Annotated in this window: 15 protein-coding genes and 2 pseudogenes; 6 read left to right on the top strand and 11 right to left on the bottom strand. The window is 55.7% G+C overall.

Annotation, left to right across the window (positions count from 1 at the left end):
• Positions 1–42: 42 nt before the first annotated feature.
• Both ACQZ5K_RS23425 and ACQZ5K_RS23430 read right to left on the bottom strand, forming a co-directional pair.
• Positions 43–477 carry a nuclear transport factor 2 family protein gene (locus tag ACQZ5K_RS23425; protein WP_448741593.1) on the bottom strand — a complete coding sequence of 145 codons (435 nt, stop codon included), beginning with the start codon at positions 475–477 and terminating at the stop codon, positions 43–45.
• Positions 478–865: 388 nt separating this feature from the next.
• Positions 866–1270, bottom strand: a complete 405-nt coding sequence (locus tag ACQZ5K_RS23430; protein ID WP_448741594.1) for a DUF4145 domain-containing protein — start codon at positions 1268–1270, stop codon at positions 866–868.
• A gap of 32 nt (positions 1271–1302) precedes the next feature.
• On the opposite strand from ACQZ5K_RS23430, the gene ACQZ5K_RS23435 reads away from it, so the two are divergent.
• The 3 genes from ACQZ5K_RS23435 (at position 1303) to ACQZ5K_RS23445 (ending at position 3538) form a co-directional block, all read left to right on the top strand.
• Complete coding sequence (locus tag ACQZ5K_RS23435; protein ID WP_448741595.1) at positions 1303–1599, top strand: hypothetical protein; 297 nt, start codon at positions 1303–1305, stop codon at positions 1597–1599.
• Positions 1596–1898 (top strand): DUF982 domain-containing protein, encoded by a 303-nt coding sequence (locus ACQZ5K_RS23440; RefSeq protein WP_448741596.1) that lies wholly within the window; start codon positions 1596–1598, stop codon positions 1896–1898. The genes ACQZ5K_RS23435 and ACQZ5K_RS23440 overlap by 4 nt, the downstream gene beginning before the upstream one ends.
• A 1046-nt stretch (positions 1899–2944) precedes the next feature.
• Positions 2945–3538: an SMI1/KNR4 family protein gene (locus ACQZ5K_RS23445; protein ID WP_374997406.1), complete on the top strand. Its 594-nt coding sequence runs from the start codon at positions 2945–2947 to the stop codon at positions 3536–3538.
• Between the two features lie 118 nt (positions 3539–3656).
• Here the strand turns inward: ACQZ5K_RS23445 and ACQZ5K_RS23450 are convergent, their stop codons facing one another.
• The 3 genes from ACQZ5K_RS23450 to leuA all read right to left on the bottom strand — a co-directional run bounded on the left by ACQZ5K_RS23450 (position 3657) and on the right by leuA (position 6166).
• Positions 3657–3848, bottom strand: a complete 192-nt coding sequence (locus ACQZ5K_RS23450; RefSeq protein ID WP_374997405.1) for a hypothetical protein — start codon at positions 3846–3848, stop codon at positions 3657–3659.
• A gap of 90 nt (positions 3849–3938) precedes the next feature.
• Positions 3939–4325, bottom strand: coding sequence for a DUF3224 domain-containing protein (locus ACQZ5K_RS23455; protein ID WP_374997404.1), 387 nt, complete (start codon positions 4323–4325; stop codon positions 3939–3941).
• Positions 4326–4495: 170 nt separating this feature from the next.
• Complete coding sequence (leuA, locus tag ACQZ5K_RS23460) at positions 4496–6166, bottom strand: 2-isopropylmalate synthase (RefSeq protein WP_374997403.1); 1671 nt, start codon at positions 6164–6166, stop codon at positions 4496–4498.
• Positions 6167–6474: 308 nt separating this feature from the next.
• On the opposite strand from leuA, the gene ACQZ5K_RS23465 reads away from it, so the two are divergent.
• Positions 6475–7218 carry an AraC family transcriptional regulator gene (locus ACQZ5K_RS23465; protein WP_374997402.1) on the top strand — a complete coding sequence of 248 codons (744 nt, stop codon included), beginning with the start codon at positions 6475–6477 and terminating at the stop codon, positions 7216–7218.
• 493 nt (positions 7219–7711) lie between these two features.
• On the opposite strand, the gene ACQZ5K_RS23470 is transcribed toward ACQZ5K_RS23465, so the two are convergent.
• The 4 genes and pseudogenes from ACQZ5K_RS23470 to ACQZ5K_RS23485 all read right to left on the bottom strand — a co-directional run bounded on the left by ACQZ5K_RS23470 (position 7712) and on the right by ACQZ5K_RS23485 (position 9811).
• Entirely contained in the window at positions 7712–7846 is a 135-nt protein-coding gene (locus tag ACQZ5K_RS23470; protein WP_374997401.1) for a DUF1345 domain-containing protein, read from the bottom strand.
• 91 nt (positions 7847–7937) lie between these two features.
• Positions 7938–8252: pseudogene (locus ACQZ5K_RS23475) on the bottom strand (DUF1345 domain-containing protein); the annotation flags it as partial.
• Positions 8203–9331 (bottom strand): annotated as a pseudogene (locus tag ACQZ5K_RS23480) (IS3 family transposase). The pseudogenes ACQZ5K_RS23475 and ACQZ5K_RS23480, both read right to left, overlap by 50 nt.
• An 81-nt stretch (positions 9332–9412) precedes the next feature.
• Positions 9413–9811, bottom strand: coding sequence for a PLDc N-terminal domain-containing protein (locus ACQZ5K_RS23485; RefSeq protein WP_375021713.1), 399 nt, complete (start codon positions 9809–9811; stop codon positions 9413–9415).
• Between the two features lie 331 nt (positions 9812–10142).
• Between ACQZ5K_RS23485 and ACQZ5K_RS23490 the strand changes: the two genes are divergently transcribed.
• Positions 10143–10481, top strand: coding sequence for an ArsR/SmtB family transcription factor (locus ACQZ5K_RS23490; protein ID WP_374997420.1), 339 nt, complete (start codon positions 10143–10145; stop codon positions 10479–10481).
• Positions 10482–10997: 516 nt separating this feature from the next.
• On the opposite strand, the gene ACQZ5K_RS23495 is transcribed toward ACQZ5K_RS23490, so the two are convergent.
• Complete coding sequence (locus ACQZ5K_RS23495; protein ID WP_374997399.1) at positions 10998–11486, bottom strand: hypothetical protein; 489 nt, start codon at positions 11484–11486, stop codon at positions 10998–11000.
• A gap of 201 nt (positions 11487–11687) precedes the next feature.
• Here ACQZ5K_RS23495 and ACQZ5K_RS23500 point away from each other — a divergent pair, with 201 nt between their 5' ends.
• The gene (locus tag ACQZ5K_RS23500; RefSeq protein WP_448741597.1) at positions 11688–12794 is read left to right on the top strand and encodes a Fic family protein; all 1107 of its coding nucleotides are present in this window, start codon (positions 11688–11690) and stop codon (positions 12792–12794) included.
• On the opposite strand, the gene ACQZ5K_RS23505 is transcribed toward ACQZ5K_RS23500, so the two are convergent.
• A partial coding sequence (locus ACQZ5K_RS23505) for a hypothetical protein (protein WP_448741598.1) occupies positions 12780–13002 on the bottom strand: 223 nt, incomplete at its 5' end. The genes ACQZ5K_RS23500 and ACQZ5K_RS23505 overlap by 15 nt on opposite strands.

Consider the following 13002-nt stretch of genomic DNA (forward strand, 5'->3'; position numbering starts at 1 on the left):
ATCCCGATCTCCGGGACAGGTCACGCGTTGGCTTCCATAACGTCAGGACGGCTGGACGAATTCAGTGAACTTGACCTTGTAATCGACGTCTCGACGGCTGTACCTCCAAGCGCCGTCTTCGCGCTCCAACCAGTCATGATAGACGCAGATGCTGCCCTCGGTCTTGCCGTCCTTGACCACGAAGAACTGCAGGTAGGCCTTCTGCCGTGCTGTATCGCCTTGGAACGTAATGATCTCGTTGGTCGTAAGGTGATGCATGTTGCCGAAAGTCTCGTTGCAGAGCTTGACGAACGCCGCAAGCTCCTCTGGGCCACAAGGGCGCTGCCCCTCGATCAGAGCGTTGAATACGCCGCTCTTAGTGAAGCACGCCGTCCAAGCCTTTCCGTCGACATCGTCGACAGCGTAGTTGTATTTCGCATTGAGAGCCTTGATTTCCAGTATGTCGGCGACGCGGGCCGTATCGATCGTGTCAGTCATTGGTTCCCCATTATTGGTTACTCGCAGGGCGTCGCTCACGTGATCGCCGCAAAAAAGATCGTGCGTTTTTGGCTATAGGTCTTGGCGTAGAGGGAAGGGAGATTTTGCCGGGAGAGAACTGTGAGAACAGTGGTGCAGAGGTCGGCCACGGTAGCGGCGGAATAATCCGTCCGGGCATTGTAAAGTCAACCGAGAACAAGCAAGACAGTGACATCTGCCGCGATCGCTCATGCCAGTGCGATTTTTGTCCACAAGTTCATGGCCGCTGCGCGCAAATTTTGTGATTAAATTAGAATCGTTCTATATTCGTTCATCATACGTTGCGCCTACCATTAGTCTTGCCTAAAGTAGAAGTTGCGCAAGATAAGTGGTCGCAACTTGGTTCTCATCAATTGTTGATTGCAGGCGCAGTGGCCGAGCGCCGAGGACGTTGCGGGAGACTTAACAGAAGACCAGCGTGCGTCCCTTCATTCAGATCCATGGTTCCAGGGTGAACTGCTTCATTTCCGATCACACGAAGAGCGTCAAGAGCTTGTTGGATACGCTGATCCAGTCCTTTTTGACCGCCTTCACCGAGGTGGCCGCACAATTTTCGTACCGCCAAACGAAGCAGCGCAGCAGCTCTGCGCGGAGAAGAGCTCATGACGCCGGCTGCCTCGTGATAGTCGACGACTATGACTTTAGGAGTGTCGTGGTTGACACCCGCACACCGCTCTGCACGGTTCTCAAGATGAATTATTCGGGCAACGGGCAGAAGGGCGGTCGGCACACAACCCGGAACAAGTACCGCCACAATTCCATTTGCGGCTCATGAGGAGAACGCAAATGCGCGAGAACAAAATGGAGCCATACACCGTCGAGCAGTTGCAGCAGCAATATGCCGTGAGCCTGCATATGGCGGTGGAGGTGCGGGAGCGGTTCGGTGGCGACCGGTCGAAGCTCGCCAGGTTCATGAAGCACTGCCCACACAGGGACGCTGAAAAAAAACCGACGAAAAAGGGCTGGCTTGAACCAAGCCACGGCCGTTTGAAATTTGCCGACGAGGTCTTGAACGCGCCTTTTCTGCCACCAATATTTTTTGTGCTTCTTGATCTGGTTGTTTGGATTGGAGGTAAGAAATGAACAGCCAAGATGTTTTGTTTCGAGCACCCGTTCGTGTTCGCATGCAGTGCGGACTCGAGAGAACATTCCTCAGCGTCTACGATGCGCTGGACTACCTAGAGCACGAGTGGCCCCTTCGCCGCGGGGATCGCTACAAGCGGGCGGTACACCGATGCCGGGCCGCACTGGCGTGGGCCGCGTCTCCGGACGTCGCGCGTGAGGCTTTCATCGCAGCTTGCCTTGAGGCAGGGATGCCGATGGTTATGACAAGTTCGTTGCCCGCGGGCAAACATAGACCCAATCTTCAAGCAGCCGGCTAGATACACAGCCCCGCGGAAAGCGGGGCTTTTTATGTCGTGTGATCTATCCAAAAAAAATTTCGCAGACCCACTAGCCGTTTTCGCCTCTCTCTCGGAAAGTATGTGTGTGGCTCACGTCGGGGCACCCTTATTTTGCAGGCGTGGATCACAGAACCCGGCCTAAAATACTATATATTGTTGCTCCGTATGGAGCACATCCTGCATGATCAGAACACGCAATCAGAATATCGCAGGCCCATTTCCTGGCACCGGATCGGCACCGGCTATGGTTCGGGACAAGTGGTTGCCGCCAGACGGTCGCGCCGCTTTCGAGAGGTTGAACGACGAAGCCGCGATGCGCGGTACCGTCATCAACGCGGGTAGCCTAGTCGCAGCGAACGACAACCGCTTCGGATTCGCTCCCGGTGGATAAACGTCGCTCTAAAACCGAATTTGTATGAAAGGGTTAGAAACCCAACGGCACCTTGGGGTGCCGTTTCCATTTGGGACGCTCTTAGTCGACGGACGTTTGAAACTCGTGAGATGTCTTCATCCCATTCAAGATCATAGTGCTGGGTATCGGCATGTACTATGCCATTAAGTGGCATCACGATCAGGCGAAGAAAGACGAAGCGTCCAAGGGACACTAAACGCCAGTGGGTGCCCACTTGCTTCTTGCTGGGTTCGCACAGGTTATCGGTAGACAATTTTTGCCAGCTCCGCCAGTGACAAGGTGGGGCTGAATACGTTTCAGGACCGGCCGTGGACGCGTAAGCCCGGATAACCAAACCGCACACCGTATGGGCGCCGCCTGATTTTCAATCCCATGCGCGTTCTCTTCCGCTTGCATGGTGATCGTGCGGCCCGTTCCCTTAGTTGGTTGAGCGGGCCGCTTTGGCTATTTTTCATCATTAGTTGGTGGGGCTTCCTTGACGGCACCGCAATGTAACTTGGGGACTCGACCCACCACCCACCACGACGCCATTATTCCGCACGATGGTGGGTATAGTATCGCGGCAGAGGCCGTCTTCTGATGATTGAGAGGAAATTCTATGGTGATCAAGGTTGTGGAAGGCGCATCGGGGCCGATCGAATTCCGACCCTTTGATGGAGAATCCGCAGTCGGGCTGCCAAGTGAAGAGGCGCTTGCCGCCTTCGCACAGGAGCTTGGCGTTTCGTTGCCGGTGGCGTATCGACAGTTTTTGCTGCGGATGAATGGAGGCAAGGTGTCGCCACGGGGTTTCCGGTATGAGTATTCTCCGGAGGCGCGCCTCTTTCTGGAGCGTTTCCTCGATCCGAATGATGAAATCCTGTCGGAGAACGCGACGCTCTTTCGCTACTTTCATGCGCTCGGGCATGCGAAGCAGGCTCTCGACCTCAAGGCCCTGCAGGTCACAGTCCGCCGCTGGGGGCGCGAGGATACCGTCGGCATCGGCCAGACGATCTCCGGGGACATCCTTGTGCTTGATCTCCAGCCGGGGCCGGAGCATGGCTCGGTGAAGTACATGACGATCCATGGGGTCGGTGCAATGGAGGATGATGAAACGGTGCCTTTGGCCTTCGTGGCCGCCGATTTCGATAGTTTCTGCGGCTCCTTCTTTGACTATGACGAGGAAATCGATCGCCGCGCTGCAGCCGTCATGCGGGGCGGAAAGCGCTGACGCAGGGATGCATTACAGAAGGCGTTCGTGGGACGCAGCCCTCTCGATGAACTTGAACTCTACATCATCCAGGAGCAGGTCAGTGCGACCGCGATTCTCTAAAACTCGTACGGCTGCACTACAAGGGCAGGCCAATATCCTGCCTCTTCAAGTAGAGGTGCGCCATCATCCGTCCAAGGTCACGGTCGTTGACACGATAGCGGTAGATCAGCGCAACGGGCACAAAAATCACTTCACTTTGAAACGACGCCGCTTGAGATTGCTCATCGATGACGTCGCAGAAGATCTTCGCCGCTCGCTTGTGCGTCACCGCGATCTTTGCAATAGCCTCTCAGCACACGATCCGAACCCCTTGGGTACAACATGTCCACTGGCTTTTGCTGACGTGGCTCGCGATCGCTTAGTCCGGCAACGTGTAGCGGAACTGATAATCGCGCTGCCCCGAGGCGACGACGATGTTCATAGTCCCCGTTAGGCCTGCCAGTCCGTTCGTAGCGGAGTCCGGCACGAGGACGACCGTCAGGGATTGCTCGCCTTTATCCATCAGCCCGCTATGCTGGAGCATGAACGTACCTTGCCGACCGTTGACGCTGGCAGTCATGCGCTCCATCGCGACATAGCCGGCCGAGCCCTCAACGTTGCTGCGGAATGCAAGCATCTGGCCGACACTGGTGCCTTGCAGATCGCCGTGAAAGGTCTTGTCGATCGACATGTTTCCAATCGGGCCTTCACCGGCGCCGACCGGCGCGAGTTTCACGTCAAAAGTGCCTGTCGCTTCTTTCTTCATGATATTCCCCGCATCGATTACAACCGATTTATCACCCTGATTCCTGCTGTTCTATAACGGCGTGGCCGCGGAATCGCCGGTCCCCAGTTCATGATTAGAGATAATCAGGCCGACGATCGGCGCCAGCGCGACTTAGAGGATGTCTTGGTAGCGCCAAGACTTTGGCAAACTCAGCTGGCGTTTGCTGCGCTGAGGACGGCCTTGACCGAAGCCGTGGCGATGTCCTCGTCGATGCCGATCCCGAAAACCGTGACGCCATCACGAGTGCGGCATTTCAGGTAGGCGACCGCTTGGGAATTCGCGCCGCGTTTCAGGGAATGTTCGTGATAGTCGAGGACTTCCAACATCACCCCACAGCCCTCCTCCAGCGCCGAGACCGCACTGGAGATCAGGCCATTCCCACGACCTGTGATCGCAATAACACGACCTCTGTGACGGATGCGCCCGACAAAAACGCGTTCCTTCCCGGCGCTGCGACGGCTTTCATCCTGATAATCAATCAGTTCAAACGGCTGCGGCCCGGTTAGATGGTAAGCATCTTCGAAGATCGACCAGATCATAGCGGCCGTGATTTCCCTCCCGGTGCTCTCAGCGAACTCCTGCACACGGCGGCTGAGATCGATCTGAAGCGAGCGCGGCAGTTTCAAACCCTTGTCCTGTTCAATCACCCAGGCAATACCCCCTTTGCCAGACTGGCTGTTGACGCGAATGACCGCCTCGTATGTCTCGCCGATGTCTGCCGGATCAACTGGCAGATAGGGCATTTCCCAGATACCGTCATTGCGCTTTCTGTGGGCCGTGAACCCTTTCCGGATCGCGTCCTGGTGCGAGCCCGAGAAGGCCGTGTGCACCAGTTCGCCGGCATAGGGGTGGCGCGGGTGCACCGGCAGTCCGTTGCAATGCTCGACGGTATTCACGACATCGCGGATCGCGGGAAAATAGAGTTTCGGATCGATCCCTTGGGTGTAGAAATTCATTGCCAGCGTCACCAGGTCCACATTGCCGGTCCGCTCGCCATTCCCGAACAGGCATCCCTCAACACGGTCGGCCCCGGCAAGTAACGCCTGCTCGGCCGCCGCCACGGCCGTTCCCCTATCATTGTGAGGATGCACGCTGATAACCACCGCATCACGGCGCGAGATGCTGCGGCCGAACCACTCGATCTGGTCGGCATAAACGTTGGGTGTCGCGACTTCGACCGTTGCCGGCAGGTTGAGGATCGCTGGACGTTCGGAGGTCGGCTGCCAAACGTCCAACACCCGTTCACAAATCTCAAGCGCAAAATCAGGCTCGGTGAAGCAGAAGGTTTCGGGCGAATACTGAAAGGTCCAGTGGGTGTCGGAACGCTTCAGGCTTTCCTCCAGCATCGCCGTGACGCCGGTGACGGCCAGATTGATGATCTGATGCCGCTCCATCCCGAAGACCACGCGGCGGAACAGCGGAGCCGTTGCGTTGTAGAGGTGAACAATCGCCCGGCGCGTGCCCTCGAGCGCTTCGAAGGTGCGGACAATAAGATCTTTACGGGATTGGGTAAGCACCTGAATTGTTACGTCGTCGGGAATCCGATCTTCTTCGATCAGCGCACGGACAAAGTCGAATTCGGTCTGTGACGCCGATGGAAAGGCGATCTCAATTTCCTTGAAGCCTACGGCGAGCAGCATGTCATAAAAACGTAGCTTGCGTTCCACATCCATCGGATCGGCAAGCGCTTGATTGCCGTCGCGCAGATCGGTGGATAACCAGCGGGGCGCTTTCGTGAGCCGGTTGGACGGCCACTTGCGATCTTGCAACTCGATAGGAGAGACGAAAGGGCGGTATTTGATTTCAGGATTGGTCAACATGGCGTGATCCATTGCGATGCGTTTTGTGAAGGATTCGACACGGCCATTACGATCGCCGGGAAGCCGTCAGGCCCGACGATCGCCGGTAAGTCGCAACGCAACGCAAATCACCAAACAGGCAAGCGGATGGGCCGCGCCTCCAACGGCCACGCCGAGCGCCGCAGGTCGCGGCTCTTCGATGCAGTCAATTAGGCGGTTGCGGTCGGTCACCTGGCGAAAACTCTCTGCTGTTGGATGGCCTACCGTAGTGAGCGCGAAGCTGATATTCTAACGCCAGATGATCATCGATCGTCGCAAAAGGATCAGTTTTGAAAAGCGGCATAAACATTACCAACGAGATCGCCGTCATTACCCACGACGAAAACCGCTTTTCGGGGCCGAGGCACAGTCATGAAGACGCTCAGCTTCTATATGCCGTCAGCGGGGTTGTATCGATCAGGATGGATCGGGGCACTTGGGTTGTCCCGCCAAGCCGGGCTGTCTGGATTCCGCCGGGACTGGAGCACCAAACGTCTAGCCATGCAGGCGTGCAGTTCCGGTCACTTCTGATTGACACAAGCGAAATGGGGGGGCTTCCCGACGAATGCCTTGTGGTGACGATCACCCCTCTTTTGCGGGAATTGATCCTGAAACTTGCCGAGCTTGCTGAGAAGCCACAAAGTCGGGAGCAAGCGGACGCCGTCGTCAGGCTGCTCCTGATGGAACTTTCCTTTCAGCCAGCGCAGCCGCTCAATCTGCCTACACCGAAGCATTCCGGCTTGGCGCAAATGTGCGAGCGGTTCCGTACCAATTTGGCGGAAAATCTCTCCATTGAAGATGCAGCCGCCAGGCTTCACATGAGCAGAGCCACCTTTATGCGGACATTCAGACGTGAAACCGGCATGAGTTTCGGGCAATGGCGCCAACAGGCCCGGATGCTCGAAGCCTTGACGATGCTGGCAGAAGGGAGAAGCGTCCTCGATGTCGCCCTTGAGTGTGGCTACAATAGCCCAAGCGCCTTTTCTGCCATGTTCCGCCGATCACTCGGGTGCTCACCCAGCGCTTACTTTTAAACCGCACTTCTAGACTCGGCTGCTCATCACCTCAACTGCGCAGCTGCATTCATGTTTCGCTCTCGAAGTCCGGGAGCCCGCTTCCGCCGCTTCTGACCAATGAATTCGCGGGTTCTTCCGGTGCCAAGGAATGGAGCAAAAAGACGGCTGAAAGGCTGACTACCTAACCGTGCTGCCGGGCTGGTTGACGATGAAGAAATTGCGGCGTTGATCGTTGTACCTTAGAAACTGGCGACGTGGCCAATGTTGCCAAAGCGCCTGACGTCGTCGCACGCGCAGATGCCGTGACCGAAATCTCAGGAAAAACCGACCATCTTGCTAACAGCTTTACCGCTCGTTCTGCGAGCGTGGAAATCCGAACCTCAAAACGACGCTGGCCGTCATGAAGCTGCTGGGTGTCGATCTACCGGCCACCCCCACCCCAAAATGACTTGAATTGCGGTTTTGGGCGCAAAATTACGCCATGCCAGAGGCATAGTCCGTGGTCGCGTTTTCATAGGCTTCCGAGTGCGTTAATTGTGAAAGCCAGAACGCCCATGTTGAAAATGAATGCCGCCATACACTGGAACAGGACGACCTTCCGCATATGCCAGCCAGTTATCGTGATATCCGAAGTCTGGAAGGTCATTCCCAGTGTGAAGCTGAAATAGATTATATCCCAGTACCCAGGGGTTCGGAGTATTGGGCACCTCCAGTCCACCGAGATCTTTTCCCTGTTCCTGGGAGCAGAAGAGGTGGATGTAATGCACCGCAAAGACCGTATTTGCAAAAAGCCATGACAATATCAGCGTCAGAACAATCAGAGCGACATCCGTCCATTCCGGTGTTGCGGGTCTGGCGACCAGCGTTCCGATCGCTATCAGAACGATGACACAAAGCAGTACCGTGATTGCGAGTAGTCCTGCGCGGAGAGGTGGTTCGGTTTGTCTGAACAGTTTCGGGCGTTTCGTTAAGTGGATTTCCGCCTCGATTATGCCGCCACCATCATTGGTGCCAAGCGTTGAAGTAGGCCTGATCCGGCGTCTGCCGGTCAAGGGATGAATGTGGGCGTCGGCTATTATAAAAGGAGGTCAGATATCGGCCAATGCCGACGCGGGCCTCGGACACGGTCTTATAGGCGTGGAGGTAGACTTCCTCGTATTTGATCAACGCCAGAGCCGTTCGACGAACACATTGTCCCGCCAAGCGCCCTTGCCATCCATCGAGATGGCGATCTCAGCTTTCTTCAACACTGCCGTGAAGTCCATCGAGGTGAACTGCGATCCCTGTCGGTGTTGAAGATGTCGAGTTTGCCGTAACGCGCAAGCGCCTCCTCGACCGCCTCGATACAGAAGTCCGCCTCCATCGTGATTGACAATCGCCACGACAGAACACGTCGGCTGAACCAGTCCACGACAGCGCAAAGATAGACAAAGCCGCGAGCCATCGGAACATACGTTATATCCATTGCCCAGACCTGGTTGGGTCGGATGACCGCCAACTTTCGCAGCAGGTAGGGATAAATCTTGTGCCCTGGCGCTGGTTTGGAGGTGTTCGGCCGACGATAGATCGCCTCGATACCCATCTTCTTCATCAGCGTGGCGATGTGTAGCCGCCCGGTCTCCAGACCTTCTCCTCTCAAGAGCCCTTGCAACATCCGACTTCCCGCGAACGGGTAGTCGAGATGCAGTTCGTCGATCCGGCGCATCAAAGCCAGATCGACGTTCGACACTGGGCGCGGAGAATAATAGACGCTGCCACGGCTGAAGCCGGGAAGCTTCGCCTGGCGCACGACGGATAGCTTGTGCTCGCGGTCGATCATTTCTTTCCGCCCAGCAATCCCGCCTTGCCGAGCGCACCGGACAAAAAATCGTTCTCCAGTGTCAGTTCGCCGATCCTGGCGTGCAGCGTTTTGACATCGATGGTCGGACCCGTTGGCTCCGCCTTCGTTTCATCGCCGAACACACCCGTCGCCCCCTCAAGGAGCTGGTCTTTCCACTGTTTGTTTGATCTGGTTGGCGTGCACATCGAACTGCTGGGACAATTCCACCAGCGTCTGCTCACCTCGGATGGCGGCGAGCGCCACCTTTGCCTTGAAAGCCGGGCTGTGGTTCCGGCGCGGTCGTCTCGTCATGGTATCTCTTGTTCCCGGCATCCAAGCCGAAGTCAGGCAGAAATTCCACTTATCCCCCTGTGCAGATTTCCCGAGCCAGCTCTATGCATCGATATCTGCTACAAGCCTGTCGATCATGCCGTCATAATCGTCAATCAGCTCAATCCTCTTTCCATCCGTGGCGGGAAATCGTCTAAGAGCAGCTGCAAGTTCCGCCACGGGCTGCTGCCTGGCTTCGAGAACAGCCTGAAAGGGCTTCAGGCTATCTGTCGCCATCTCGAAGAACAGCTGCAGGGACCGAAACCGTGCCCGTCGCCACTTGGGGAAATGGTCGTTCCCGATCGCCAGAAACAGAATGATCCCCGGGATCGGCAGAAAGAAAATCAGCAGCAGCCATGCCCGTGCGGAGGAGGGCGAGCGCCGCTGCGGGATGACGACGAGCGCGCCCAAACGCACAATCCATTCGGTGCTGACAAGCAGCAGTTCGTAGCTGAGCTTCATCTAATCTCCGCGTCAATCGCATCACGACGCTCGCCGTAAGCATGAAGTACATAAGACAGCGACTTCTGAAGAAAGATCAGCACAATAGAACAATGAAATCAAACGTTTCGAACTATACAACGGAAAATTCGGCAGGACATTTTGCCGGGAAATAGGAGACACTTTGTCCGTTGCCATCATGGCTGAATCGATAACTTGTTGATCTTTCGGAGTCGCAAAATTGGCATAGGTATTGCGTAATGCAATTTGCGGCCTGACGGCGATGGTAGGGAGAACTGCAATGTGGCTGTTCTGGCCTACAAACAAAACTGAGAAATGGGTACCCAGCGGCATGAGCGGAACGGAAACGCCTTCAAAGTTGACTGCGCAACAGAGCGAGCATGCGGCGCGAATGCTTTCGGCAATGGCAAACCCGGTGCGCCTCGCGATTCTTCAACTGCTTGTCCAGAGCGAGACTTCGGTCTCCGCCATTTGCGAACATGTTGGCATGAGCCAGTCGGCGGTGTCCCAGCACCTGGCGAAGTTGCGAAACCGAAAGCTGGTCGCCACAAGACGGGATGCGCAAACTATTTATTACACCATTCACTCCGCGTCCGTGCTCATCCTTTTGAAAACGCTAAATGAGATTAAATTCTCTCGACCCGGTGATAGTTTCGCGAACTCGTTTTGAATACCGTGACACGAACGTCTGCATTGGCAAAGCAGCAGCGGTTATTCGATCCGGGCCCCACGACCGCAGGTCAGAGCAAGGATGTCGGCTTCGGAACAACCCTCGAAAGGATGTTGGTGCAGAGCCTGAAAGGCCGGGTGTCGAGGGACTGGCAAGCACGTGGGCTTCTGATTAAGCTCACCCTTCCACGCGATGAGTCTGGGCTGGCAAGAAGGATATACCGGAACTGACCCATTCTGTGAAATTGCCTGCGGCAGACGATCAAGGTTGCCCGCGCGCGGACGCTGCCATCGAAGACATGACAGAGGGCCATCGTTGAGCAGGCAGATCGCGAAAGGTGGCGGAAGCCATAACGATCGTCATCTCAAGGCGGCGATTACAGAAAACTGTTCTGGCCGTCCTATGATAAGCGGGCTTTCATCGGTCATACTGCAAGCCAAGTTCTTGATGACCTTACGAGCTCTGGGGGATTCTTGAATAACCGGGTCGTTGGTTCAGATCGGCTCAAGAGCAAAACTAGGCGCGGTCCTTTATTCTTCGGGCTATTCCAAATAAAGAGGAACGGCGCTCTCGTCGACGCTGCGACGCGGACCGGGCAAAGGCACCGTTGGTCGCCGCGCGCTGTGGCTGTCGGGCGGAGCGTGCGGAAGCCGCTTTCTTGGCGGGAACGATTCTGGTCGGGCGAGCCTTTGACTTTGGCGGCCGTCGCTCTTCGGCTGCCGGTGGTGCGCCGAGCCATCGGATGATGGCATCCAGCCCTGGCCGGAGCTGCGTTTTCAGTTCTACCGTCAACTCGGCTTCGATCCCACAGGCCTGACCGATCATCGTCCAGTCGATATGGTTCAGAAGTGGTGGCGATTTTCGGTCGACAATCAAACTGGCTAGATAAGGCCGTATATTCTCCAACGCTCGCCTGGATGCGATCGAAGCGATACGAATCTCGCAGAACTCCGAAATTTTTCGCTGAAAATGACGTGATGAAATGTCGTGTTTGATCATACTCATTCCGTTTCTCTCGGCATCAGTACCAAGGGCGAGCGGGAATATGAGGCGCCCGTTAACAAAATATGTTTAGGGCAAGAGGCTATCTGTTGATCGCTGCGTCTTGAATGGAGAGCCGCAGCTTGTGGCGCTGAGCGATAGACGGACTTGCAATAGCTCATATATGGCAATATTTATGAGTTATAGAGAGGGGCGCTATAACTCATGAAATGGAACTGGCAAAACACGGATTGGCCAAACTTCAGGTACGACACCGCAAGCCTGGTACCGCTGGAGCAGAGATTCCTGCAGTCCGCCGGCGAGGTTATCGGTGCTGTCCGGCATTTCAACGAGGACGACAGCAACCAACTTCGTATTGAGTTGCTGAGCGACGAAGCGGTCAAGACCTCAGAGATAGAGGGGGAATATCTCGACCGCGTGAGCGTCCAGTCGTCACTCCGCCGACAGTTCGGGCTAAACACTGATGACAGACAGATCCGCCCCCAGGAGCGGGGGATCGCCGAGATGATGGCGGATGTCTATCGAAGCTGGCATAGGCCGCTGCGTCATGAGGGACTGTTCCAGTGGCATTCAATGCTGATGGCCGGAAATCGATATATTGAAACTGTTGGTGCTTACCGCACGCATGAAGACGCCATGCAGATCGTGTCAGGTCGACTGGATAAGCCGACAATCCACTTTGAGGCTCCCCCGTCTCGCCAGGTTACCGATGAGATGGAGACTTTCATCGCATGGTTCAATCAATCCGGGCCAAATGGTCAAACGTCGCTTCAAGCTTTAACGCGCGCAGCAGTAGGCCATCTTTATTTTGAAAGCATACATCCATTTGAGGATGGCAACGGCCGAATTGGGCGCGCGCTCGCTGAGAAATCCCTAGCGCAAAACATAGGGCAGCCAAGTCTCATTTCTCTCGCCTTCACAATCGAGAAGAGCCGGAAGGCCTACTACTCCGAGCTTGAGCGGCACCAGCGCACGCTTGATATCACCGAGTGGATCATTTTCTTTTCAGAAACGATACTGGATGCTCAACGGGCGACGCTTGAGCGCATAGATTTCTTCATTCAGAAAGCAAAGTTCTATGATCGTTTTCGAGGCCAGCTGAACGAGCGGCAGGAAAAGGTAGTCGCGCGCATCTTCAAGGAAGGCACGGCAGGCTTCAAGGGAGGGCTAAGTGCCGAAAACTACATCTCGATCACAGATACCTCCCGCGCTACAGCAACACGTGACCTTCAGCAGCTCGTAGAGATCGGTGCATTTACGCGGACGGGTGAACGCCGGCATACCCGGTACTCGCTATCACTGCAGAAATAAATTGCTGCTAGGCAAATGCACTAGGTGAACGGCTGTTCGATTCCGCTCAGGAGCGGTAGGTTTGGAAATTTCTCGGTCATCGTGGATCCCATCAACTGTATAAAGATTAGTGTTGGTTTCCACGCGGAACTGAGCCGGTTTTTCCACCGAGAAGTGAGCCACCTCTAAGTATGGTTGTCTGATCAGGCTTTGGTCAATGGGTTGGCCT

Source organism: Agrobacterium sp. 22-226-1 (genome assembly GCF_053522345.1).